The 23,267-nt window shown below is 62.3% G+C and carries 20 protein-coding genes; 12 read left to right on the top strand and 8 right to left on the bottom strand.

The window, feature by feature from the left end; genetic code table 11:
* The first annotated feature begins 5 nt into the window (after nt 1-5).
* Together wecB and P1L41_RS11470 are read left to right on the top strand one after the other, a co-directional pair.
* Nucleotides 6-1,115, top strand: coding sequence for a non-hydrolyzing UDP-N-acetylglucosamine 2-epimerase (wecB, locus tag P1L41_RS11475; RefSeq protein ID WP_276295866.1), 1,110 nt, complete (start codon nt 6-8; stop codon nt 1,113-1,115).
* On the top strand, nt 1,112-2,392 hold the full coding sequence (locus P1L41_RS11470; protein ID WP_276295865.1) for a nucleotide sugar dehydrogenase: 1,281 nt from the start codon (nt 1,112-1,114) through the stop codon (nt 2,390-2,392). Before wecB ends, P1L41_RS11470 begins: the two co-directional genes overlap by 4 nt.
* A gap of 157 nt (nt 2,393-2,549) precedes the next feature.
* On the opposite strand, the gene P1L41_RS11465 is transcribed toward P1L41_RS11470, so the two are convergent.
* On the bottom strand, nt 2,550-3,407 hold the full coding sequence (locus tag P1L41_RS11465; protein WP_276295864.1) for a glycosyltransferase family 2 protein: 858 nt from the start codon (nt 3,405-3,407) through the stop codon (nt 2,550-2,552).
* Nucleotides 3,408-3,904: 497 nt separating this feature from the next.
* A complete protein-coding gene (locus tag P1L41_RS11460) occupies nt 3,905-5,794 on the bottom strand; it encodes a CARDB domain-containing protein (RefSeq protein WP_276295863.1) in 1,890 nt (629 codons plus the stop codon).
* 233 nt (nt 5,795-6,027) lie between these two features.
* Between P1L41_RS11460 and P1L41_RS11455 the strand changes: the two genes are divergently transcribed.
* Nucleotides 6,028-6,309: a HalOD1 output domain-containing protein gene (locus P1L41_RS11455; RefSeq protein ID WP_276295862.1), complete on the top strand. Its 282-nt coding sequence runs from the start codon at nt 6,028-6,030 to the stop codon at nt 6,307-6,309.
* A gap of 49 nt (nt 6,310-6,358) precedes the next feature.
* Here P1L41_RS11455 and P1L41_RS11450 read toward each other — a convergent pair whose 3' ends face one another.
* Together P1L41_RS11450 and P1L41_RS11445 are read right to left on the bottom strand one after the other, a co-directional pair.
* Nucleotides 6,359-6,640, bottom strand: a complete 282-nt coding sequence (locus tag P1L41_RS11450) for an ArsR family transcriptional regulator (protein ID WP_276295861.1) — start codon at nt 6,638-6,640, stop codon at nt 6,359-6,361.
* A gap of 156 nt (nt 6,641-6,796) precedes the next feature.
* A complete protein-coding gene (locus P1L41_RS11445; RefSeq protein WP_276295860.1) occupies nt 6,797-7,363 on the bottom strand; it encodes a DUF7344 domain-containing protein in 567 nt (188 codons plus the stop codon).
* 553 nt (nt 7,364-7,916) lie between these two features.
* On the opposite strand from P1L41_RS11445, the gene P1L41_RS11440 reads away from it, so the two are divergent.
* The 3 genes from P1L41_RS11440 (at nt 7,917) to P1L41_RS11430 (ending at nt 11,203) form a co-directional block, all read left to right on the top strand.
* The gene (locus P1L41_RS11440; protein ID WP_336399364.1) at nt 7,917-8,522 is read left to right on the top strand and encodes a DUF7344 domain-containing protein; all 606 of its coding nucleotides are present in this window, start codon (nt 7,917-7,919) and stop codon (nt 8,520-8,522) included.
* A 224-nt stretch (nt 8,523-8,746) separates the two neighbouring features.
* On the top strand, nt 8,747-10,546 hold the full coding sequence (gene glmS, locus P1L41_RS11435; protein ID WP_276295858.1) for a glutamine--fructose-6-phosphate transaminase (isomerizing): 1,800 nt from the start codon (nt 8,747-8,749) through the stop codon (nt 10,544-10,546).
* A gap of 528 nt (nt 10,547-11,074) precedes the next feature.
* The gene (locus P1L41_RS11430) at nt 11,075-11,203 is read left to right on the top strand and encodes a hypothetical protein (RefSeq protein WP_276295857.1); all 129 of its coding nucleotides are present in this window, start codon (nt 11,075-11,077) and stop codon (nt 11,201-11,203) included.
* A gap of 245 nt (nt 11,204-11,448) precedes the next feature.
* Here the strand turns inward: P1L41_RS11430 and P1L41_RS11425 are convergent, their stop codons facing one another.
* A complete protein-coding gene (locus P1L41_RS11425; protein WP_276295856.1) occupies nt 11,449-12,180 on the bottom strand; it encodes a DUF7260 family protein in 732 nt (243 codons plus the stop codon).
* A 572-nt stretch (nt 12,181-12,752) separates the two neighbouring features.
* On the opposite strand from P1L41_RS11425, the gene P1L41_RS11420 reads away from it, so the two are divergent.
* From P1L41_RS11420 to P1L41_RS11410, 3 genes are all read left to right on the top strand, one after another.
* Nucleotides 12,753-14,708: an archaea-specific SMC-related protein gene (locus tag P1L41_RS11420; protein ID WP_276295855.1), complete on the top strand. Its 1,956-nt coding sequence runs from the start codon at nt 12,753-12,755 to the stop codon at nt 14,706-14,708.
* 45 nt (nt 14,709-14,753) lie between these two features.
* Complete coding sequence (gene rdfA / locus P1L41_RS11415) at nt 14,754-15,371, top strand: rod-determining factor RdfA (RefSeq protein ID WP_276295854.1); 618 nt, start codon at nt 14,754-14,756, stop codon at nt 15,369-15,371.
* Between the two features lie 201 nt (nt 15,372-15,572).
* A complete protein-coding gene (locus P1L41_RS11410) occupies nt 15,573-15,905 on the top strand; it encodes a hypothetical protein (RefSeq protein ID WP_276295853.1) in 333 nt (110 codons plus the stop codon).
* Nucleotides 15,906-15,934: 29 nt separating this feature from the next.
* Here P1L41_RS11410 and P1L41_RS11405 read toward each other — a convergent pair whose 3' ends face one another.
* The 3 genes from P1L41_RS11405 to P1L41_RS11395 all read right to left on the bottom strand — a co-directional run bounded on the left by P1L41_RS11405 (nt 15,935) and on the right by P1L41_RS11395 (nt 18,015).
* Nucleotides 15,935-16,357: a CBS domain-containing protein gene (locus P1L41_RS11405; protein ID WP_276295852.1), complete on the bottom strand. Its 423-nt coding sequence runs from the start codon at nt 16,355-16,357 to the stop codon at nt 15,935-15,937.
* Nucleotides 16,358-16,561: 204 nt separating this feature from the next.
* Nucleotides 16,562-17,602 carry a tyrosine-type recombinase/integrase gene (locus tag P1L41_RS11400; RefSeq protein ID WP_276295851.1) on the bottom strand — a complete coding sequence of 347 codons (1,041 nt, stop codon included), beginning with the start codon at nt 17,600-17,602 and terminating at the stop codon, nt 16,562-16,564.
* Nucleotides 17,599-18,015: a DUF5805 domain-containing protein gene (locus P1L41_RS11395; protein ID WP_276295850.1), complete on the bottom strand. Its 417-nt coding sequence runs from the start codon at nt 18,013-18,015 to the stop codon at nt 17,599-17,601. The genes P1L41_RS11400 and P1L41_RS11395 overlap by 4 nt, the downstream gene beginning before the upstream one ends.
* Nucleotides 18,016-19,391: 1,376 nt before the next feature.
* Here P1L41_RS11395 and kdgK1 point away from each other — a divergent pair.
* The 3 genes from kdgK1 (at nt 19,392) to P1L41_RS11380 (ending at nt 23,267) form a co-directional block, all read left to right on the top strand.
* A complete protein-coding gene (kdgK1, locus tag P1L41_RS11390) occupies nt 19,392-20,351 on the top strand; it encodes a bifunctional 2-dehydro-3-deoxygluconokinase/2-dehydro-3-deoxygalactonokinase (protein WP_276295849.1) in 960 nt (319 codons plus the stop codon).
* Between the two features lie 132 nt (nt 20,352-20,483).
* Nucleotides 20,484-22,250, top strand: coding sequence for a pyruvate kinase (gene pyk, locus P1L41_RS11385; protein ID WP_276295848.1), 1,767 nt, complete (start codon nt 20,484-20,486; stop codon nt 22,248-22,250).
* Nucleotides 22,251-22,295: 45 nt separating this feature from the next.
* Nucleotides 22,296-23,267 carry an ROK family protein gene (locus P1L41_RS11380; protein WP_276295847.1) on the top strand — a complete coding sequence of 324 codons (972 nt, stop codon included), beginning with the start codon at nt 22,296-22,298 and terminating at the stop codon, nt 23,265-23,267.

Here is a 23,267-nt window from a genome sequence, read left to right as displayed (position 1 = left end):
CCTATGTGAGCACCCATATCGCGTTCGTTCTCGGGACCAGACCCGAGATAATCAAACTCGCCCCCGTAATCAGAGCATGCGTCGACGGGGACGTTCCGTTCACCGTCGTCCATACTGGACAGCACTACTCCGAGAAACTCGACGAAGTGTTTTTCACCGACCTCCACCTGCCCGAACCCGACTACAACCTCGCCGTGGGGTCTGGGACCCACGGCGAACAGACGGGGAGGATGCTGATCGATATCGAGCAGATTCTCCTCGATGAGGACCCGGATATCGTGCTCGTGCAGGGAGACACGAACTCGGCACTGGCCGGCGGTATCGCGGCGATGAAACTCGACGCGAAGCTCGGCCACGTGGAGGCCGGGCTCCGGAGTTTCGACCGTGAGATGCCCGAGGAGCTCAACCGAATCCTCGTCGACCACGGTGCAGACCTGCTGTTCCCGCCGACCGAGGACTCCGCCGCCCGACTCCGCGAGGAGGGTATCCCCCCCGAGCGAGTCACCATCACGGGAAACACTATCGTCGACGCAGTCCTCCAGAACCGGGACATCGCCGCGGAACACAGTGACGCGCTCGAGGACCTAGACCTCTCGGCGGGCGAGTTCGTCCTGCTGACAGCCCACCGCCCCGGGAACGTCGACGACCCGGACCGGTTCGCCAAACTCCTCGAGGGCGTGAACCGGTACGCCGAACTGGCGAACACGACGGTCGTCTATCCGATACACCCTCGCTCAGCGGAGAAACTAGAGGCGTTCGACCTGACCGTCCCCGAGCGAATCCGGTGTGTCGAACCGCTGAACTTCCTCGACTTCCTCCACCTGGAGGATACGGCCTCGCTCGTGTTCACCGACTCCGGGGGCGTCCAGGAGGAGACGTGTATCCTCGGGACCCCCTGTGTCACGCTCCGTGAGAACACCGAACGCCCCGAGACGCTCGACGTCGGATCCAACGTGCTCGCAGGCCCTGAACCGGAGAGCATCGTCGTCAATGCATTCGAGATGCAGACGAAGTCCACCGACTGGGAGCTGCCCTTCGGCGACGGGAACGCTGCTGCCCGCATACTCGCGCAGTGTGGCGTCGAGTCTGTCGTCCCGACAGAGGCACGATCGTGACGTCCGTCTCCGTCCACGGCCTCGGGTACGTCGGCTTGCCGACTGCGGCCCTGTTCACCAACGAGGGCTTTACCGTCATCGGCGTGGATACCGACTCGGAACGGATCGAACTCCTCCGCGAGACCGGACCGACCTACGAGGAAGTCGAGCTCGAGGCGTACGTCGACCAGGCACTGGAGTCGGGCCGGCTCACGCTCACGACGACGGCAACTGAGAGCGAGTATCACCTCATCTGTGTCCCGACGCCGTTCGACGAGGAAGCGGGCCGGGCCGTGCTCACCTACGTCGAGCAGGCCGCTCGGAATATCGAACCGCATCTCCGCGAGGGCGACACGGTCATCCTGACGTCGACCTCACCACCGGGGACGACCGAACACGTGGTCGGTCCCGCGCTGGAGCGAGGCGGGCTCCGCGCTGGCGTGGACTTCCACCTGGCACACTGCCCGGAGACCATCCTGCCGGGCTCGATACTCCACGAGATCAAACACAACGACCGCATCGTTGGGGGTATCGACGAGGACTCGACTGCGTCGGCCGCCTGGCTCTTCGAGACGGTGACGGAGAGCACGGTCCACCGCGCCCCGGACCCGTCGACGGCGGAGTTTGTCAAGCTCGCACAGAACACCTTCCGCGACACCAACATCGCGCTGGCGAACGAGCTCGCAAAGGTGGCCCGGGACTACGACGTCGACGTCCGCTCGAGTTTCGCGCTCTCGAACACCCATCCCAGAGTCTCGCTGCTCACCCCTGGCCCGGGCGTGGGCGGACACTGCCTCCCGGTCGACCCGCACTACCTCGGCCAGAACTCAGACTCCGTCGAGCTCATCGAGTGCGCCCGGGACGTCAACGACGGGATGGTCGACTACGTCTCCGAGATGCTTCGAGAGGCGCTCGGAACCCTGTCTGGGTCGAAAATCGCAGTCTTCGGCCTCGCGTACAAGGGTAACGTCGACGATGCACGCAACAGCCCCGGGGAACGGTTCGCGGAGACGCTCCTGGAGGAACCACCCGAACTCACCGCCGACGGTGGTGAACAGGACATCGAGGTCAGTGCCTACGACCCGTACGTCACCGATTCCGAGCTGGAGCTGTCGGATTACGAGAGCGCCCTCGCGGACGCCGACGCCGTGGTCATCACGACCGACCACGACGAGTTCGCGGACCTCGTTCCCGACGACTTCCGCGACCGGATGCGAGGCAACGTCGTCATCGACACGAAGTGGATACTCGACGCGGACGAGTGGGCCGAACACGGCATGCGCGTCGAACAGCTGTAAAGTGGTGAGTTTTTCCGGCAGACAAGTAGTGTAGAGCGGCAGCCTCCCGTCGGGCACTGGTCTGTCTCTGGCCGACTGAAAGACGGTTCTACATCGTCGGTAGCTCGAAAATTAGGAACGCGATGGGGACGGTACCCGAACGGACCGCCTGCCTGAGTCAGGCCGCGGTGGCCGACGGGTCGGGACGGTCGACGTACTTCGTCCAGAGCCGCCAGATGAGCCCGCGGAACAAGAGGAGCGAGAGCTTCGGAACGAACGACCCGTACCGGATGCCGCTCTCCTCGTCGCCGTACAGCGCGTCCATCGGGACGTCGACCACGGTGAAGTCGTGGACGTTCATCTTGATGAGGAGGTCGTTGAGGAACCCGTAGTCGTCGTAGAGGTCGTCGAGCGTCAGTCGGTCGAGTGCCTCACCCGAGATAGCCGTGTACCCGTTCTGTGGGTCACGGATACGCCAGTGGCCGCTGGCGACCATCGTCAGTCCGGTCAACAGCGTGTTGCCGAAGAGCCGCCAGTTGGACATCTGTCGGCAGTGGTCGAGCGACACCAGCCGGTTGCCCTTCGCGTAGTCGGCCGTCCCCTCGACCACGGGGTCGATAATCCGGTCCAGGATGTCCGGGTCCATCTGGCCGTCGCCGTCCATGACCGCGACGACGTCGAGGTCGTTGATCATCGCCAGGCGGTAGCCGGTCTTGACGGCCGCACCGCGTCCGCTGTTGACCTGGTGTCTGACCGGGACGAGGCGCTCAGCGAGGACGGATGCCTCGGTGAACGGCTGGCCGGAACCGTCCGTCATCGCAGTGTTGCCAGCGACTTCCAGCTCGATGTCCTCGGCCGCCTCCGATGCCGTCTCGGCGACGTACTCGGTGATGACGGACCACGTCTCGTCGGTGGACCGGTCGTCGATGACGAACACTTTGTCGACAAAACTGGGCACCGTCTCGATTACGTCGCCGATGAACTCCGCCTCGTTGTAGACGGGGACGACGACGCCGACTGACGACCCTCTGTACACGCTACCCCCCACCTCCGAGGTGTAGTTGTGTCGCCGCCCGCGTGTCGGCGTGCCGTCGCCGGTGCTGGCAGTTCTCGTCGCGTGGGTCGCCGACCGTGCCTCCGTCGCGGGTTCGTCCGTGGGTACTGTCTCTAAGTGTCATGCTACGTCAGTTCCGGGACCGTCGACTGTCGGTCGACCGACCCGTTTCCACTCCTCCCTTACCGTGAACGTCGCATTGTTATTCCTTGCTTTCAGCTGGTAGTACCGGTATTCGGGGCGTGTGCGCTCGAGATAAGATTCGAAGCGCACCCCGTGGGCAGATTAGGACTCGGCTGCCGCTGGCCGGGCGCGTCTGACACCTGCTCCCTGAGGTAGCAAGCCGCTGACGGCAAACAGAACGGCGCAACGGAGTATCCACTGCAGTGTGTGCAGTGATTGAGAGAGGGCTCGCTGGCCGGTCGGAATCTCCCAACTGAAACACAAACAGAAAGCGAGTGGACGGCGAACGAACCGCCCTATTCGAACTGGTCCAGGTACGCAGCCCGGATCTCTTCTTGTTGCTCGTCGGTCAGGCTCTCGTAATCAGTCCCGTACTGGGCCTGTGCGAGTTCATCCCACGATTCGATGGTGTCACCCTCTTGAGTCTGGAACTGCGCGTCGTACTCGGCCTCGATGGTCTGCTGGAGGTCCATGTCGAGCGAGTCGAACTCGAAGTCCGCGGAGCGTGGGACGTTGATGTCGTACTTGATTCGCGCGAACTCCTCGCGGGTGTAGATATCAGTGATGTCGAGGCCGTCGGCGAACGGCTGCCGGGCGAAGATCTCGTCGATCTGGTTCGCGGTCTCGTCACTGAGCTCGTCGTAATGGAGATTGGTCTTGGCGACCGAAATCTCGTCGAGCGTCGTGTACTCGATATCTTCGCTCGCATCGCCGGTTCCGTCACCGTTGGTTTCGTCGCCGGTTCCATCACCGTTCGTGACGTCGCCAGTTCCGTCGTCAGCCGAGCCACCAGACCCGGAGTACGGTGGCCATTTTGCGACGAAGACAGCGGACATTTTGGAGTCCTCGGCATGGACGCTGTAGATGAACGTCCCAGTGATGAAGTCCTCGACCGGGAACGGGTCTGGGTCCTCCATGTACGGCAGGTCGAAGACGACATCCTTGGTCTCGTTCGCCGCGAGAGTGACGTTCTGGGTGATGCCGTACGATTCGGGCTGGTCGTCGCCGTCGATGTCGAGTTTGAACTCGAGGGTCTGGGTGTCCGGTGCGTCACCGGTGTTCTTGACCGTGGCCGTGAAAACCATCGGGTCACCGATGTAGACCGTCTCGTTCCCCCGCAGATCGGTCACGGTGAACTCGCTGTTGCGGACTCGCAGGTCCGCCGCGGCGCTGTAATCAGACGATACGACGGCGTATGTGTAGTTCCCGCGCGTGCGGTTGGCCGTCGCCACGCTGAACTCGAGGTCGGTGGATTCACCGCTCGCGAGCGTGACGGTCCGGTTCTCGACGGCTTTCCCGTCGTGCATCAACGCGACGGTCTGGGTTCCCTCGACGTCGCCGACGTTCTCGACAGTGCCGGTGAGATTTGCAGTCTCGCCCCGGACCACATCAAGTGTGCCGTTCAGCTCGGTGACGTCGAACGTGGCTGGCTGGTGGATGGTGAGACTGCTGGCCGAAGCGTCGTCCTCGGTCCGCACTTCGTACGTGTACACGCCCGGGGACCGGTCGGCTGTGTCGACAGTGAACGAGACGGTATCGGTCGCTCCAGGGGCGAGCGAGAAGGACTTGCTGGCCTCTAGCGCCCCGTCGTCGACACTAGTCCCGTCGGACACGTAGAGTCCGACCGTCTGGACGCCCTGGAAGTCGCCGGTGTTGGAGACGGTGGCAGTGATGGTAGTGCTGTCGCCCTGAACGACGGGCGACTCCGCGTCCGTGTCGTCGACGATGAACGTCGTCGGTCGAAGGATGACGAACTGACCGCTGCTGGTGGGCTCGTCACTCGAGTCACCCGTCGAGATGCCGTAGTCGTAGGTACCGGGTTCCATCGACTCGGTCGACACGGTCAGTTCGACGGTTTCGGACTGCTCGCCGCCGAGCGTGACAGACTCTTCGGCGACGGTCGTATCGACGACACCGTCACCGTCCATATCGACTCTGAGGGCGATCTGTCGGGTCTGTTCCGACGACTCCGGGTTCTGGATTGTCGTCCAGACGGTCAGGTCCTCGCCTGCCGTGATCCTGTCGGAGTCGTCCAGCTCGCTGACTACGAAGTCGGCGCCGGCTGTCTCCGGTGATTGGTTCTGCGTTGAGAGTGGCTCACTGAACCCTCCCGTCACGGCACCGACCGTGACGATTCCGATGACTGTGACGCCGATCAGAATCAACTGCCTATGGGTGATAGCCATGTACCAGTAGACCGGATATACAGATATTGTTAGATAGATTGTAATAACGACCGTGTGCGTACCAGTTCAGACTGTAAGAGGCGGTTTCGGGGTAAGCGCTCACGAACGATTCGGGTAGGAACGCCTTCCGTCACTCGATAATCGATTTCGCATCTCCGAGTAGCACTCTGCTCGCGTGTCCAGCAGCTCGCCGAGTTCAGTAGATATTTATGACGGCTACCGAATGGTGAGGTATGTGGACAGAGGAAGAGCTGGGCTCGCCGGACGCGGGGCAGGACGAACTGACGGACGCCGCTCCGAGCACGGCAATCGCCATCAAACTCTCAGAGCGGCTCGGGAAGGACGTTACGGAACTCGAACCGGTCGGGCAGACGATCGACACCGACGCGCTGGACAGGCTCGTCGAGCGGAGCGCAAGCAGGGAGTTCCGGTTCGAGTTCCAACACGAAGGCTGTCTGGTCGAACTCGAGCAGTCTGAAGTCAGCGTCACCAAGCTCGAACAGCCCAGCGACTGAGGCGCAGTCGAGAACTACGTGGGGACCGGAGTCGTGTCGGAGACGCCGGTCAGGCCATGTTCTTCCGTTCGATAGTCTCCCAGACCTCGACCCCTTCGTCGGTGATGCCGTACACGCGGCCTTTCTTCCGGTCTTCGGAGACGAGAAGGTCAACGAGGTCCATCTCGCGGAGCTCCTGGAGCGCGCGAGAGACGTGTGCGATGCTGAGTTCCCTGTCACTCGCGATGAGTGACGGTGTCGCCGGGCCCTCCGACAGCCGACGAATCGTCTCGACGCGATACCGTGAACTGATCACGTAACTTACCTTGTCCCACTGGTCGAAATCTGCCATTATGCGTAGTTCGGCGCTGCAACCCAGGGACCGACCGTGCGGGTACGTCGGTCCGTGTGGTGGATTGTCACACCTATGTGTTGTTTCCCTTGGTTCGCGGATAACTCTTGTGCTCGAACCGAGCGGAGTTTCCCGGGCGATACTGAGCGTTCTGCGCTACTCACTGCCGGTCACCCGTAAGGACGGCGGATAACCGGATAGTTCGACCGGCAGTGTCCGGCTCTGCTGTCGGTGTTCGATGAACTGCCCGACAGCGCTGACTCCGACGCTCGCGACGAGCAGGAACGCAGCGAAGTACGCGAGCGACGTCGAGACGAACGGAGCGAGCGCCGCGAGACCGAAGAGAGCCACTGCGAATCCGGACGTCGCAGTCGTCAGGTAGTACCAGGGTATCCACCGGCTCTCCTTCGAGAGGTAGGTGTCGATCTCGTGAATCTGGTTCGTGGCACGGACGTTCTCACCTTCGTGGGTTACCAGTCCGACCGACTCGAGTTTCGGGATGTGCGTCTGGTACATCGAAACGTAGACACGCTTTCGCTGTCGACTCGTGAGGTCTGCCGGTCGAATCCCCTCCTCCCAGCCGGCGACTTGCGCCGCCAGCGTGGTCACTTCGATCGGACGGTCGGCGGTCCGAAGGATGTGGAGAATCGCTCTCCGTCGGGGGTTGCTGAGTACCTCGTACGCAGCATCGCGTGTAATCACTGCGGGGTCAGAGCCTATCATCGGCACTACTCCCAACGTTGTTCGTACGGGTTGCAAGTTACGTGGTATTCGATAGTCACAGTGGAAGATTTCGCCTATAAACGACTTTGTTACCTGGGTCATACCTCGTGTATCCGGTATCAAACGATGGCGTAGTCTCGGCAAAACTCCGGTAGTATCCGATGGTCTTCCCACGTACACACGTGAGAGATAGATACCCCTGCAGCACTCCTAAACGGTGGTTGCTGACGGGCGAGACGGGCGTCGCCAGTCGTAGCCTACGACGAGAACATCGAACCTACCCCGGCCGAAGGCGCCGCCGTAGTTCGATATTCGTATCGGCGGATACCGGGACGTCTGACCGGAACGGCGCGAAAACTATCGAACCTACCCGAGGCGTAGCCTGGTAATATCAACTTAGTGTCGCCTACTTAGCAGTTGCAAAGGATTAAGTACTTTCCATTCGATTAACAAGTATACCGATTACGCTCGGGTGGAGCCATCAGTCGCGGTAGCACTGGATGGCTACCCCGCCATCGGGAAGGGGAAACAAATGGGAGTCAAGGATCAAACAATGTCGCAATCGGAACAGAACGTCGAGGAACAATCAGTGACTACCAGCTCTTCGGAGCCGGTGGACGCCGAGGCAGAGACCGTGGTCGAGGCGGCAGCAGACACGCCGCCCGAACCGTCGCTCGACCTCATCTTCGAGATTCTGAAGAACAGTCGTCGCCGCGAGGTCATCAAGTACCTCCGTGAACGCGGCGAGCGGGTCTCGCTGTCGGACCTGGCAGAGCACGTCGCTGCCGTCGAGAACGGCATCACGACGGCCGAGCTGAGTTCGAGTCAGCGCAAGCGGGTCTACGTCGGTCTCTATCAGTGCCACCTGCCGAAGATGGACGACATCGGCGTCGTCGAGTTCAACCAGAACCGCGGCCACATCGAACTGACCGATCAGGCCGTCCACTTCGAGAAGTACCTCGACCACGCCGAGGCGGGCCCGTCCCGTCGCTGGTACCAGTACTACGGGGGCGTCTCTATCGTGGGTGTCCTCGTGCTCGCGCTCTCCGTGTTCGCCCCGGTCCCAGGCTGGGCGGTCATGGCTATGCTGGCGCTGGTCGTCGGTATCGCGGGCGCCACGTCCGCGCTGCACTGGGCCGCAGAGAACAGCGACGACTGACCACCTTCTTTCTCGCATCGATCCGTTCTGGTAATCGCCGAGTACTACCCAGAAGGAGTTCGATTACTACAACGTGAGACTGCCTTGCGGTGTGTGACTACCGCCAGACAGTCCTCACTATGATTCAACACACACCAGCCCCCGATTCCGCCCTCGAGACCGGCACGTGGGAGGACACCAACACCAACGCCTGCGCGCGCCCGCCTCAATGGAGCACCTGAACGATGTGTGGCATCATCGCCGCCATCGGGACCGAACCGGTACTCGCGAGTGTGCTGCGCGGACTGCAGAACCTCGAGTACCGGGGCTACGACTCAGCGGGCGTGGCCGTCGGACTCGACGACTCGCTCGCCGTCTGTAAGCGCGCGGGGCAGATCTCCGCGCTCGTCGACGACGTGCGCGCCGAGCTCCCCGACGGCACCAGAGCCATCGGCCACACGCGGTGGAGCACGCACGGACCGCCGACAGACGCGAACGCGCACCCGCACACGGACTGCACCGGCCGGGTGGCCGTCGTCCACAACGGGATTATCGAGAACCACGAGGTCCTGAAAGCCGACCTCCGCGACCACGGCCACCGCTTCACCAGCGACACCGACACGGAAGTCGTGGCGCATCTCGTAGAGCAGTGCCTGGAAGCGGGCGACGAGACGGGCGTGGCTGTCCGGCAGGCAATCGACCGGCTTGCGGGGAGTTACGCGGTCGCGATTCTCGTCGACGGCGACGACCGCGTGTTCGCCGCGCGCAACGGGTCACCGCTCGCGCTCGGCGTCGGTGCCGACACGTTCTATCTCGGGAGCGACGCGCCGGCTTTCGTCGAGTACACGGACGAGGTGGTGTATCTCGAAGACGGCGACCTCGTGACGCTCTCGCCGACGTCGTTCGAGGTGTCCAACGACGGCCAGCTGGTAACGCGCCCGGCAGAGACCATCGACTGGACCCCCGGCGACGCCCGCAAGGGGGCGTACGACCACTTCATGCTCAAGGAGATTCACGAGCAGCCGTCGGCTATCGAACAGACGATTCGGGGTCGCCTGACCGACGACGGCGTCCGGCTCGAAGAGCTCGAGGCACTGGACTTCGGTGCCGTCGAGGCTGTCCACTTCGTCGCCTGTGGGACGTCGTATCACGCATCGCTGTACTGTGAGCAGTTACTCCGCGAGCGCGGGGTCGACGCACAGACGTTCCTCGCCTCGGAGTACAGCGGGTCCCCACCACCCGTCGACGAACGGGTCCTCACGGTCGCCGTCACGCAGAGCGGCGAGACGGCGGACACGCTTGAGGCGGTACGCATCGCTCGCGCGGAGGGCGCGACCACCCTGGCCGTGACGAACGTCGTCGGGTCGACCGTGACCAGGGCGTGTGACCACCATCTGCTGATACGTGCGGGCCCCGAAATCGGCGTCGCAGCGACGAAGACCTTCACCTCACAGATCACCGCGCTCGTGTTGCTCGCCGAACGCATCGTTCAGGACCGCGGGACGGACATTCAGGGCTATCCGCTAGACGAACTTGCGGCTCTCTCGGACAACGCAGCACGGACACTCGAGAGTCCCCAGGCCGAGGCGGTAGCGCGGCGGTACGCCGACGCCGATTCGTTCTTCTTCATCGGCCGTGGTCCCTGCTACCCGGTCGCACTGGAGGGAGCGCTCAAACTCAAGGAGATCTCCTACGAACACGCCGAGGGGTTCCCGGCCGGCGAGCTGAAACACGGGCCGCTCGCGCTCGTGACGCCACAGACCCCAGTCATCGCGCTGTTCTCCGGAGAGAACGACAGGAACACGCTCAGCAACGTCAGAGAGGTCCAGGCGCGCGGCGCGCCCGTAATCGGCGTCGTGCCCGAAGGGAGCGACCTGGTCTACGAGGACTTCGACGACGTGCTGACCGTTCCGGACACGGCTCCCGAACTGACAGCGGTCCTCGGCAACCTCCAGCTCCAGCTGTTCGCGTACCACGTCGCCGACGCGCTCGACAGGGCGATAGACAAGCCCCGGAACCTCGCGAAGAGCGTGACCGTCGAATAACGACTGCGGTGCTGCAGGGGCGTCTTCCCGACAGCTCGTCGAATCGGCTTCTGTGTCTGTCCGGTACGGAGTCAGAGAATCGCATGCAGGTTCGAGGGGCGCCCAACTGTTCTTCTGGGGAACCCGCTTAGCGGTCAGGTTGGGTACGCCAACACGTGAAGCGCCCAGCCTCCGCTCGTTCGAATCAGCAGGACTACGTGGCGGAACTCGTCACAACACTGGGCAATAAGTAGGTTTTGGGGAGAGAGAAGTTGGGTGCGAGTGCCGAGAAGGCTCGGCAGTCGTCCCGATGCTTGGCCTGGGGGTGGGTGGGGTCGGGTGGGATGGCAAGGGATGTCGGCCAAATTGTCTGATAACTACTCTCCCCACTGTAGAGAGCGCTATCTACGAGTATTGTTATAATGGTGTTATCGACGGGTAATCGGAGATTGCGCCGACCGATATTCGTTCCTCTCCTGGCCGTAGCGTAAACTACGGCGAAACGCTGGAAGCGAGCCCCAGACCGTTCCTGGACATGGCGACCGAGTGATGCCGTCAGTCGGAGCCCCGCTCCGGAGACACGGGCGCCGCGACCACGAGTGTGGCTGTGCCGCAATCGGGCCTGCACGCGCCCGGCTCGTGCCGGTCGGTGACCCAGAACGGTTCGACACGCTGTAGTAAGCAGCGTCACGGTATTGTAAATCTCAGCCTAGCGGCCCGTACAACGGACGTATCTGACCCCGTAGGAGAACAAGCAACCGTGTGGAGATGCAGCCTAGGGGCGCTGAGCGGCCCCGCTTCCGAACAAGCTGGTCTGGAACGTTGCGATAAGTGCTGGTTACTCGTGGGACCTGGTCGGCCGCGGACTCAGAGTCAGTTTCTCGTGTCCGGCCACGATAAGGGGGACTATACTGATACCACAGTCAGCTCAGCGACACGGACTCCCGTAGCCGAGCGACGCTCGTCAGCACCGGGTACGTCCACTCCGCGCTCTCGTAGAGGTACGAACAGAAGTCGTGGTTGTCGAAGGTCTCTGTCCTGTCGTGGAGCGTCTGCTGGCGCGTGTCGGTGATCGCTCGGAGCTCCGCCTCGAACGTGCTCCGGTACCACTCAGGGAGGACGCTGCTGTCGATGGGTTCCAGGAGGTCCCGGAGGGCCGTCGACGCCCGCTCGACCGACTCCTGTTCGGACTCGACGCACGCGAGCAGTGACTGGCGCTGGTCGATCGACCGCTCCGTCGCAGCGAGCAACGCTTGCTTCAGGGCCGGCGAGAACTGGACCGAGTTCCCTGGCCGGAGCACCGACGCGAAGTCCCACCCGAACTCGCGCGCGATGCTCTCGACCAGCGAATCCCCGTAGACCTCCTCCTGGTGGGCCACGTCGAAGAAGGTCCGTTCGTAGGCCCCCCGCACGGTATCTGTCGCGCCAGTCGTCTTAGTCGGGGTCTGGAGAGCAGCTGGGGCTCGTCCTTGCGGCCCCTCTGTGTCGACGTCGACAACGATGTCCCGAAACGTTTCGAGGGCCTCAGACTCTGCTGTCAGTTCTCCGTGCTCGCGGTCCAGGGCCGTCAGGGCCGTCTCGAGGGGTTCCGCGACGTACTCGTGAAGCGAGTGGAGGTACCAGTGGGGGTTTTCCCGGGTGGGGGACGCTGACATGCGAAACAGTACCGCGTTAAGAACAATAAGTCTTTTACTTACCGACCGATATCGCCGGGTCTCGTGACGCTACTTATATATGTCCGATGAGGCGTAATCGGCCGACGCCGGGCCGGTTGGAGACCGTCCCTAAACAACAGGCCCTGACGCGGGTATTCGGGCCCACCACCCGGCGAAGAGGCCTTGCAAGCGCAAAACCGTCCGAACAGAACAAGATATCAATACTCGGATCGAGACTAACCATATATATTTAACGATAAATGATAGTGGTTTGAAAACAAATGCGCCTATCGCAGATGAATCGAACGCTCCGTATCGAGTTCGACGATTTCGCGGTGACTGCAGTGACACTGGCCAGGCGGTGGCGGCGCTACCCACGAACTCACGTCACAACACAGGGACTCCTGGTGCTCGACTTGATGTCGTCCGAGCGGTGCGAGCTATTTCTCTCGTGGGTACCGTCCGAACGAGACATGTAACAATTGTACATTCATTATGAGAACGCACTGCTCCGACCGTTTCCGTCGATTGGACCAGTTAATTTTTATAATGTACGTTCCAACCTGAGAGTAATGAGTTCATCGAGTCAAGTCTCCGACGTCGCTCGGTTCGAGGTCCAGAACGTCGGTGGTATCGGTAACACGCAGGTAGACATTCCACCCGGAGTGACTGTCCTCACCGGAAAGAACGCGACGAACAGGACGTCGTTCCTCCAGTCCGTCATGGGTATCATGGGCAGTCGACAGGTGACGCTGAAAGGGGATTCCGACGAGGGACAGATTCGGCTCGAACTCGGGGGCGAGACCTACGAGCGGACCCTCTCACGGGCGGGTGACGCCGTCAAGTTCTCCGGCGAGACGTACCTCGACGACCCCGAAGTTGCGGACCTCTTTGCCTTCCTCCTCGAGACCAACGAACCCCGTCAGTCCGTCGCCCGCGGTGACGACCTCAGAGAGATCATCATGCGCCCGGTCGATACGACGGCAATCAAAGAGGAAATCAGCCAACTCGAAGCCAAGAAGGAGGACATCAACGAAGAGCTCGCGACGATCGAGAACCGGAAGACCGACCTCCCGAAGCTCGAACAACAGCGGACAGACTTGCGCGAGCAGATCGAGGCAAAACGGGACGAGCTCGCGACGCTCGAAACGGAGATCGACGAAAGTAGTCGCAACATCGAGGAGAGCCGTCGAGAACAGCAGAAGCTCGAATCGAAGCTCGACGAACTCCGCGAGACCCGATCCGAGATCGAATCGATTCGCCGGAAGATAGAGACCCAGGAAGAGAGTATCGCCTCGCTGAAGTCGGAGCGAAACGAGGTCGAAGACGAACGCGACGCCCTCCCGTCAGCGCCGATGGGCGAACATGAAGACCTCGAGAACGAAATCGTCCGGCTCCGGGAACGGCGCCAATCGCTCAGTACGGAGATATCCGACCTCCAGAGCCTCATCCAGTACAACGAGGAACGACTGGAGGGTGAGGACTACGAGGTCATGCAGTCGCTCGAGCAAGCGAGCGCGGACAACGGCGAAGTGACCGACCGACTACTCGCCGACGACGCGGAGAGCATGGTGTGCTGGACGTGTGGCTCGACCGTCGACCGCGAGCAGATCGAACAGACCGTCGACCGCTTGCAGACGCTCCGTCAGGAGAAGGTCGGGGACCTGAACGACCTCAAGTCGGAGCTTGAGGACCTGAAAGAACAGCAGTCCGAAGCCGAGCGCAAGGAGCGCCGTCGCGAGCGGTTGGACGAGAAACTCGGCGACATCGAGGCGGAACTCCAACGACGGTCCGAGCAGGTCGACTCTCTCAAAGAGCAGCGCCAGTCGCTCATGAAGACCGTCGAGACGCTCGAATCAGACGTCGAAGCACTCGAATCCGAGGACTTCGAGGACATCCTCTCGTTGCACACTGAGGCCAACCAGCTCGAGTTCGAGATTGAACGCCTCGAATCGGACTTAGACGAGAAGACAGAGGAAATCGAATCGATCGAATCACTGCTCGACGAAGCCGAGGAACTTCGGACGGAACGCGAGGAACTCGGCGACGAGCTCACCGACCTCCGGACGAAGATCGACCAGATAGAGAGCCAGGCGGCCGAGGAGTTCAACCAGCACATGGACGCATTGCTGGAGACCCTCGAGTACGATAACCTCGACCGAATCTGGATCGAACGGGTCGAGAAGTCGGTCCGGGAGGGCCGCCGGACCGTCGACCGAACGATGTTCGAGCTGCATATCGTCCGGACCACCGAGAACGGCGCTGCCTACGAAGACACCATCGACCACCTGAGCGAGAGCGAACGGAAAGTGACCGGGCTCATCTTCGCGCTGGCGGGCTATCTCGTTCACGACCTGCACGAGGTGGTTCCGTTCATGCTCCTGGACTCCCTGGAGGCCATCGACGCGGACCGCATCGCCGCGCTGGTCGACTACTTCAGCGATTACGCAGAGTACCTCGTCGTCGCGCTACTACCGGAGGACGCCCAGGCGCTCGACGAGGAGTATCACAGAATCACGGACATCTGAGGGCGATACGTTTTTACTGATCTCTCCCGTGGGTGTATCCACTAGATGGTTGATGCGACAGAAGACCGCCCATCGAGCAAGGTGGCTCGGCTCATCGACGAGTACGACCTCGACGGGTTTGGAGCGGAGCTGGAAGCACGCTGGACGGGGACCGGCGAGGAGCGCCTGAGCCTCCGGGACCTCGCGACGCTGTTCAACAAGCGCCTCCTCGAGCAGACGCTGCTCGATGCGGGCATGAACGCGCTGGAAGCCAACGTCGACATGACCTACCGGAACCTCACCGACGAGGACGTGAGTACCGGTGTCCAGACCGACACGCGGAGTCGGCTCGAACGCAATGGCATCGACGTCGACGCGCTCCAGAGTGACTTCGTCACCTACCAGGCCATCCGGTCGTATCTCAAAGAGTGGCGTGGGGCGGCGTACGAAGGGCCTTCGGACGACGAGAAGATACAGAAGGACTTAGAGAGCATCCAGCGACTGATGACCAGAACAATGTCGGTCACCGAGGAACGCATCGAGAAGCTGCGCAACTCCGATCGGTTCGAACTGGGCGATTTCGAGGTGTTCCTCGACGCGCAGGTGCTCTGCCAGGAGTGTGGCTCGCAGTATTCGGTGTCGGAACTGTTCGACCAACGGGGTTGTGAGTGCCAGCGGGACTAGGAGACTACCTCTCGGGTACCGCAGTCCGGACAGTGACTGGGAGACCGGGCCCACCACTTGGACCAGGCCCACGCGATCGGTCGGCCATCGAAGCGGTGAGGGCGTATTCGTGAGCGACGGTGGCCATATCTAGAGACCATCCGTGTGCGGAATCTGGAGTGATAGAAACACTTTTGAAATTTCACTCTGAATAGGTCTGGTATGGACGACGAATCAGAGACAGAGAGCGATACTGTCGCCGTCTCACTCGAAATCACCGGTAACTACGACGACGTTATGGACAGACTCCAGCAACCCAGCAACGGGAGCCCCGGCCTCGACCCTCTCATGGGTGACCTCGAGACGCTGCTCGAGACGATCGTCCAGATGGACGGCGGGACGCGGAGTGCAATCGCCGACCGGTTGCCCGACGCGATGGCCGTCTCGTTCGACGCGCAGGCGGTCGTCGACACGCTGCAGGTGCTCGAACGATACGACCTGGTGACCCTCGAAGGGAACACCTGGAAGCCGGGTCCGAACCTCGACCGCGAATAGAAACGGCCGCGGGAGACGCACCTGGCCGGTCAGTACGGTGGTGATTCCGCTTCGATGACGCCGGCGAGGTTGTCGAGTTCGTCGGTCAGCAACACGACGAGGTCATCCAGTGTCAGGATACCCGACACGTTGTCCTCGTCGTCGACGACCGGCAACCGTCGGACCGCGTGTTCGAACATCTTGCTGGTGGCTTCGAACACACCCTCGGACCCGTTCAGCGTCACCGGTGCGTCCGTCATGATGTCACCGGCCGTCACGGCAGTCGGGTCACGCCGGGGTTCGAGGACCTCGACCACGAGGTCGCGGTCGGTCACGATGCCGACCGGCCGTCGCTCGTCGACGATGATGACGCTCCCGACGGATTCCTCTTTCATCACCGTCGCGAGGTTGCCGGCGGATTGGTCGCGCTTCGCGGTCATTACGTCTGCCCGTGCGATGTCTGCGACAGTCATTTTTCTTCAAGATAATTTCGGCAGGTTAACATATAATCGTACCACCTGATACTCCCGGCGCGGGCTGTTCAGGCCGTAACGTGGCCATCCGGGTCGGCTACGAAACCTCGGACTCGGTGGCCGGCATTCCATATAGCGATATACGATTTATCGGTCTGGCACCAGTCACCAATCGAAGTTACGAAGTAGACAACTGTCTGCTAGTTAGTCCAGCAGCCGATAGATATTCGCCTCGTACACCTGGCGGATTCGGTTCCCCCACTCGTGGGTGTACGTGTCGATGACGTCCTGCGCGACGTCCCCACGGAGATACTTCACGACGCCCCTGTCGCCGGTCCGGTCCCGGAGATGGGTGGTGAAGAAGTGCCGGAAGTAGTGTGGCGTCACGTTCTCTTCGGCACCGCCGCCCTCCCGGTACCAGCCATGCTCCCGCGCGTGTGTTTCGACCGCGTGGTGGACCATGTCGGGCGTGAGGCGCTCGCCCCAGCTGCCACTCGTCGACACGAACAGCGGGTCTGCGGGGGACCGTGTATCTGGACGTATCGCGAGCCAGCGGCGCAGTAGGCCAGCCAGCTCCTCGTCGACAGGAATCGTCGTCTCACGTTTGCGCTTGTTCGACGCCGTTCGTTCTTCGCCGTTGACGACGCTTCCACGGGCCGGTTCCGCAGCAACGTACAGCGAATCGGGGCGCCCGTCGAGGCCTGCTCTCACCGGCACAGACGGCCGTGGGCCCGGTTCGGCGAGGTGAAGGTCCCGGATGTCCAGATTACACAGTTCACCGACACGCATCCCGGTCTTCAGCAGCGTGACCACGACGGCTCGTTCGAGCGGGTGCGTCATCTCGGCGACGAACGACCGCATCGCCGGGAGTCCGATCTCGCGTCGCGTCGGGTCGGTGTTGATCGATTCGTCCATCTCTTCCATGACCAGCGTCATCGGATTCCCCTCGAAGGTTCCGACCTGGGTCATGTACGCGAAAAACCGGTGGAGGTAGGAGGCGTAGGTCGCCACCGTACTCTCGCTCTTGTCGCCTCTGAGGCTGTGTACGTAGGCCATACAGTCCCTGTGGCTGGCTTCTCCCACGGGAACGGGATGTCCACCCTCCGCGAGGAACGACTCGAAGTCACGGAGCACGCGCTCGTAGGACGACCGGGTTCGTTCGCTCTTGCCGTGGAACGTGATGTCGTCGAGGAAGTATCCCACTGCATCGTCGTCGGAGTCTGGGTCGGTTGTCTCGGAACTCATCTGTCGAGCACGTACCCTCCGTGTCTGCCGCTGTATCTGACCCGGCCACTGGACTGGAGCTCCTGCAGAGTCTCTTCGAGTCGTGCTTCGATATCGTCGGTGAGTTCGGTGAGCAACTCGTCCCAATCGTAGTGACCACCATCCGAGAGCGTTTCGAGCACCCGGTCTTCGAGGCCCTCACCCCCAGGGGTTGCGTCCTGAGAAGGTGGTTCCTCGGGCGTCCGTACCGTCGAGTCTGCCGCATCCACTGATTCGGGCGGTTCGAAGCCGCTGCGACCCGCCTGGACCATCGTGCGGACGAATTCGCTCTGACTCATGTCGAGGTCGTCGGCGTGGTCCTGCCACAGCTCCTTTTGATAAGCAGGAACGTACGTCCGGACGACGGCCCGCTCGCTCCCCTCGTCTGTCGACATGTGTTGGGCCTCTCACGGAGGCATTATCAATTTAATCCTACTCACCCGGATAAACACACTTATTCGGGAATATAGGTATGAAATTTGGCGAATTTTGAGCCTATATACTCAGATATAACTGCTCAGTTGGCATGACTCCGCTACCGATCGACTATACACACAAATATAATCCCTTACCGTGGCACAGCTTTCCGGCCGTTCAAACAGGCGCCCAGTGTGGTCGGACTCAATCCTCTTTGATAGCGACTCCGAGTCGGGATGTATCCAACGGGTATCAGAACCCCAGGACCAGATGTGAGATCAATCGAATCGGAGCGTCGCTTCACGACGCTCTCTCTGGATGGCGGTCCGCAGAATACACTGCGTTCTTGCTCCCCTCGCAGAATCAAGACGCACCGCAGTTCACTTAGCGCGACCCACAGCGGTGTTCTGGTGTCAAACGTCCGACCGTGCTAAGGAGACGCCGTGGTATCGCAGTAGCTCTCCTGCGTGGGAGAGGAAAACTCTCAATTGATTCCTGTAGCGGTTCGAATTGGCCAACAGATGGCAGTCGTTCCAATAGTCGCGTCGATAACCGGCCTGAGTCGAATCTACGGATCGCCCTGCGGCCAAACACGAACCGATAAAGTGGTGCTCGGAGGGGATGCAATAGTTGTTGCCACTTTTGTACGCGATAACCGAGATGCCCCCCGGAACGGGAAACAGACATCTATTCAGGGAATCCTCCTCTCGTGAGGCCTCTGGGCACTACGCAGCGTCACTGTCGGGTTGACCGCATTGGTAAGTACGCTGTCGGTGAGCCAATCAGGTGGCCGAACACCGCGAGAGACGGCAGGAGAACCCGATTCTACTTGTGCTCAGTGCCGAAGGACATACTCTTGGCGATGCCGATAGAAATGGGGTATATGCACCGCCAGAGGAGCCCCGCTGTTGATTACAGACGCCGGACGGATGGGTGGTAGCGATGGTGTCTGATCTCAGCTTGATGTTCATGGTGGTCATCGTGCTTCTGGTACTGGTCCTCAGCATCGTGGGCTCGATTTATCTTATGAAGTACCTCATGCGATACACGTACGAATCCTAGTGTCGGTCACAGAGGCCCAGGTGTGGCGTTTCGGTCTGTGAGTTCGAAAATTCCGGACAGGATAGAGTATGTACCATAGTTAGGCGCTCGAGTTCGACCAGATAAATCTCATTTCGCTATACAAAAGAGGGGCGGCTAGAACTCCCGTATCCTGGTATTCAGCCGTCATTCACCGAAGGGAAAGAGCGCGACACCAGTGACCTGGAATCTCCAGCACAGACAGCCCGTATCGCTTCACGGCGGGCTCACGGATTCTCCGGGATTTATACCAGCCGGGGAACGACGGAGTCGTATGGTCGACCTGGTCACTTTCGGCGAAACGATGCTCAGACTCTCTCCACCAGGTCAGGAGCGAGTGGAGACTGCAGACCAGTACGACGTACACGTCGCCGGAGCGGAGTCCAACGTGGCCGTGGCCGCGCAGCGGCTCGGGCTCGATAGCACGTGGGTCTCGAAGCTCCCGGACTCGCCGCCGGGGCGCAAGGTCGCCACCGAACTCCGGAGCCACGGCGTAGACACCGACGTCGTCTGGGACGACGCAGACACGGGGCGCGTCGGGACCTACTATCTCGAACAGGGGGACGTGCCCCGCGGAAACGACGTCATCTACGACCGTTCGGGCGCGAGCGTGACGACTGCCACAGTCGACGAACTACCCACGGGACTGCTCGAAGAGACAGCAGCCTTTCACACGTCGGGCATCACGCCGGCCCTCTCCGAGCGGCTCGAGGCGACCACGGCAGACCTGTTGGCTGCGGCCGACGAAGCAGGGGCGACGACGAGCCTCGACGTCAACTACCGCTCGAAGCTATGGACCCCGGCAGAAGCCGCAGAGGTCCTCACGGACCTGTTCCCGAACGTCGACGTGTTACTGACCGCCAAGCGGGACGCCGAGAACCTGTTCGGACTCTCGGGCCCCGCGTCCGAGATGGCGGTCGAGCTCACCGACGAGTACGGGTTCGACGTCACCGTCGTCACGCAGGGCGCGGAGGGTGCCGTCGCGGCCACGCCGGACGAACAGTTCGACCGTCCGGCCTACGAGGCGAGCGACGCGCATCCGGTTGGGTCGGGCGATTCCTTCGTGGGTGGGTTCCTCTCACAGTACGTCGAGGGAGCGCCGATTCCGCGCGCGCTCTCGTGGGGGGCGGCGACGGCAGCGCTGAAGCGCTCGGTCCCCGGCGACATCGCGGTGCTCTCGTCCGACGAGGTCGAACGCGTGATGCAGGGCGACAGTACCGAGATAGACCGATAGACCGACCGTACAATCGCCATATGACGGCGCGGCAGGCGCGTCAAACAAGTTTCTTATCCCCAGCCTGGGTACCCAGTCATATGATTCAACTCGCTCTCGGCGTATCGCCCGTCCGTGCGGAGGGACGGACCGATGCGTAACGCGAAAATCGTCTGTACGCTTGGCCCGGCTTCGGAATCGATAGAGCAGATCGCCTCGCTGGCGGAGGCCGGGATGTCGGTGGCCCGGCTCAACGCGAGTCACGGGTCCCCGGAACACCGGCGGGAGATGATCGACCGTATCCGGGAAGTCGACGAGATCGTCGACCAGCCGGTCGCCGCGATGCTCGACATGCCCGGGCCGGAAGTCCGGACGGCGCCGATAGACGAACCGATTCAGCTCGAGGAGGGGGCGACGGTACAGTTCGTCGTCGGCGACGACGCGACACCCGAGGAGGTCGGGCTCTCGAAGTCCATCACCGCCGTCCAGCCGGGCGACCGCGTCCTGCTGGACGACGGCCGCATCGAGACGACTGTCGAAAGCGTCGAAGACGGGGTCGTGCACGCGCGAGTGGAGAACGGCGGCGAACTCGGGTCGCGGAAGGGCGTCAACGTCCCCGGAGTCGAGCTCGACCTCCCGACCATCACGGAGAACGACGAGCAGGAGCTCGACGTCGCCGCGGAGAAGGAGCCGGACTTCGTCGCCGCGTCGTTCGTCCGCGACGGTGAGGCCATCTACGAGATCAACCAGGCACTCGAGGACCGCGGCGTCGACATCCCGGTCATCGCGAAGATAGAGCGCTCGGGCGCCGTCGAGAACCTCGATTCCATCATCGAAGCGGCGTACGGCGTGATGGTCGCCCGTGGTGACCTCGGCGTGGAGTGCCCGCTCGAAGACGTCCCCATCATACAGAAGCGCATCATCCGGAAGTGTCGCCAGGCCGGCGTCCCGGTCATCACCGCGACAGAGATGCTCGACTCGATGATCCACTCGCGGCGACCTACCCGGGCGGAAGCCTCGGACGTCGCGAACGCCGTGCTCGACGGGACCGACGCAGTGATGCTCTCGGGCGAGACGGCCATCGGCGACCACCCGACCCGCGTCGTCTCGACGATGGACCGAATCGTCCGCGACGTCGAGTCCAGCGAGGAGTACGCCGAGGTCCGCGAGCAGTGGGTCCCCGGGGCGGGCGGCAACCGGACCGATGCACTGGCCCGGTCGGGACGCTACCTGGCGCGCGACGTGGGCGCCACCGCGCTCGTCGCCGCGTCCGAGTCGGGCTACACTGCGCTCAAGGCCTCGAAGTTCCGTCCCTCGATTCCCATCGTGGCGGCCACGCCGAGCACGCAGGTCAAGCGGAAGCTCGCGCTCTCCTGGGGGATTACCCCGGTCACGACGGAGTACCGGAGCGAAGGGGCCGACGCCGTCATCCAGAGCGCGGTCCAGGCAGCGCTGGACACGGAGGCCGCGAGCGGCGGCGACACCGTGGTCGTCATCTCGGGGATGATGACCGAGCTCGAGGGCATGAACACGGCGAACATGCTGAAGGTCCACGTGGCCGCAGAGACGGCCGCTCAGGGCCGGTCGGTCGTCGAGGGTATCTCGACGGGCCCCGTCCACCGACTCGACACCACCGGGGACATCTCGGACGTCCCGACCGGCGGCATCCTCGTCGTCCCGGACCACTTCGAGGGCGAGTTCCAGGGCGATATGACCCGTATCGGGGGAATCATCGACGAGCACCAGGGGATGACGAGCTACGCCGCCATCGTGGCCCGCGAGCTGGGCGTGCCGATGGTCTCCGAGACGAAGCTCCCCGACTCCGTCACGGACGGCACGACGATCACACTCGACGGGGAACGGGGCGTGGTCTACAAGGATGTGACCGACCACGGTGCCGCCGACGGTCGCCCCCGTTGAGGAATCTGTGCAATTAAGTACTGCTGGAGCGACGCATCAAACAGCATGGCCGCATACGCAGGCGTCGACCTCGGTGCGACACATATCCGCGCCGTCGTCGGCGACGAGTCCGGGACGCTACTGGGGTCACACAAGTCAGACACGCCGCGTGGCCCGTCCGGTATCGACGTCACCGAGGCCGTCCTCGACACGCTACGGAAGGCAGCCGAGGCCGCAGGCATCGAGCCGAGGAACATCGAAGCCGCCGGTATCGCGGCGATCGGCCCGCTGGACCTCGCGCAGGGTATCATCGAGAACCCGGCGAACCTCCCGGACTCCATCGACCGCATTCCGCTGACCGGGCCCGTCTCGAACCTGGTCGGGAGCGACCGCGTCTACCTGCACAACGACGCCAACGCGGGCGCCATCGGCGAACGCTTCTACTCCGACCGGAACCCCGACGACATGGTGTATCTGACCATCTCGTCTGGTATCGGCGCGGGGGTCGCCGTCGACGGCAACATCCTCAGCGGGTGGGACGGCAACGCGGGCGAGGTCGGTCACATCACCATCGACCCCCAGGGGTTCATGACCTGTGGCTGTGGCCACGACGGCCACTGGGAAGCCTACTGCTCGGGCGACAACATCCCGGATTACGCCACTGCACTCCACCATGAGGACCCCGTTGACACGGCGCTACCCATCGAGACCGAGGAGTTCTCCGCCGCCGACGTCTTCGAGTACGCCGGCACGGACGAGTTCGCGTCCCACGTCCTCGACCAGATATCCCACTGGAACACCATCGGCATCGCGAACATGGTCCACTCCTACGCCCCGCTGGTCATCTACGTGGGCGGGGCCGTCGCGCTCAACAATCCGGATCAGGTGCTCGACCCCATCCGGAACCGCCTCGACGACATGGTGATGTCGAACATCCCCGATATCCAGCTGACGTCGATGGGCGACGACGTCGTCGTCAGGGGTGCACTCGCCTCGGCGCTGACGCGTGGCACCGGCGACCCGAGCATGCTGCAGTGA

Source organism: Haloarcula ordinaria (genome assembly GCF_029338275.1).
In the GTDB taxonomy this organism is placed as follows: Archaea; Halobacteriota; Halobacteria; order Halobacteriales; family Haloarculaceae; genus Haloarcula; species Haloarcula ordinaria.
The sequence above is the reverse complement of the archived record's forward strand: the minus strand, read 5'-3'. Positions and strand labels throughout refer to the sequence as shown.

Excerpts from the sequence above, each read along its gene's own strand:
- P1L41_RS11460 (WP_276295863.1), bottom strand. The coding sequence starts at position 5,794 with ATGGCTATCACCCATAGGCAGTTGATTCTGATCGGCGTCACAGTCATC.
- P1L41_RS11455 (WP_276295862.1), top strand. The coding sequence starts at position 6,028 with ATGTGGACAGAGGAAGAGCTGGGCTCGCCGGACGCGGGGCAGGACGAA.
- P1L41_RS11450 (WP_276295861.1), bottom strand. The coding sequence starts at position 6,640 with ATGGCAGATTTCGACCAGTGGGACAAGGTAAGTTACGTGATCAGTTCA.
- P1L41_RS11445 (WP_276295860.1), bottom strand. The coding sequence starts at position 7,363 with ATGATAGGCTCTGACCCCGCAGTGATTACACGCGATGCTGCGTACGAG.
- P1L41_RS11440 (WP_336399364.1), top strand. The coding sequence starts at position 7,917 with ATGTCGCAATCGGAACAGAACGTCGAGGAACAATCAGTGACTACCAGC.
- glmS (WP_276295858.1), top strand. The coding sequence starts at position 8,747 with ATGTGTGGCATCATCGCCGCCATCGGGACCGAACCGGTACTCGCGAGT.
- P1L41_RS11430 (WP_276295857.1), top strand. The coding sequence starts at position 11,075 with ATGCCGTCAGTCGGAGCCCCGCTCCGGAGACACGGGCGCCGCGACCAC.
- P1L41_RS11425 (WP_276295856.1), bottom strand. The coding sequence starts at position 12,180 with ATGTCAGCGTCCCCCACCCGGGAAAACCCCCACTGGTACCTCCACTCG.
- P1L41_RS11420 (WP_276295855.1), top strand. The coding sequence starts at position 12,753 with ATGAGTTCATCGAGTCAAGTCTCCGACGTCGCTCGGTTCGAGGTCCAG.
- rdfA (WP_276295854.1), top strand. The coding sequence starts at position 14,754 with ATGGTTGATGCGACAGAAGACCGCCCATCGAGCAAGGTGGCTCGGCTC.
- P1L41_RS11410 (WP_276295853.1), top strand. The coding sequence starts at position 15,573 with ATGGACGACGAATCAGAGACAGAGAGCGATACTGTCGCCGTCTCACTC.
- P1L41_RS11405 (WP_276295852.1), bottom strand. The coding sequence starts at position 16,357 with ATGACTGTCGCAGACATCGCACGGGCAGACGTAATGACCGCGAAGCGC.
- P1L41_RS11400 (WP_276295851.1), bottom strand. The coding sequence starts at position 17,602 with ATGAGTTCCGAGACAACCGACCCAGACTCCGACGACGATGCAGTGGGA.
- P1L41_RS11395 (WP_276295850.1), bottom strand. The coding sequence starts at position 18,015 with ATGTCGACAGACGAGGGGAGCGAGCGGGCCGTCGTCCGGACGTACGTT.
- kdgK1 (WP_276295849.1), top strand. The coding sequence starts at position 19,392 with ATGGTCGACCTGGTCACTTTCGGCGAAACGATGCTCAGACTCTCTCCA.
- pyk (WP_276295848.1), top strand. The coding sequence starts at position 20,484 with ATGCGTAACGCGAAAATCGTCTGTACGCTTGGCCCGGCTTCGGAATCG.
- P1L41_RS11380 (WP_276295847.1), top strand. The coding sequence starts at position 22,296 with ATGGCCGCATACGCAGGCGTCGACCTCGGTGCGACACATATCCGCGCC.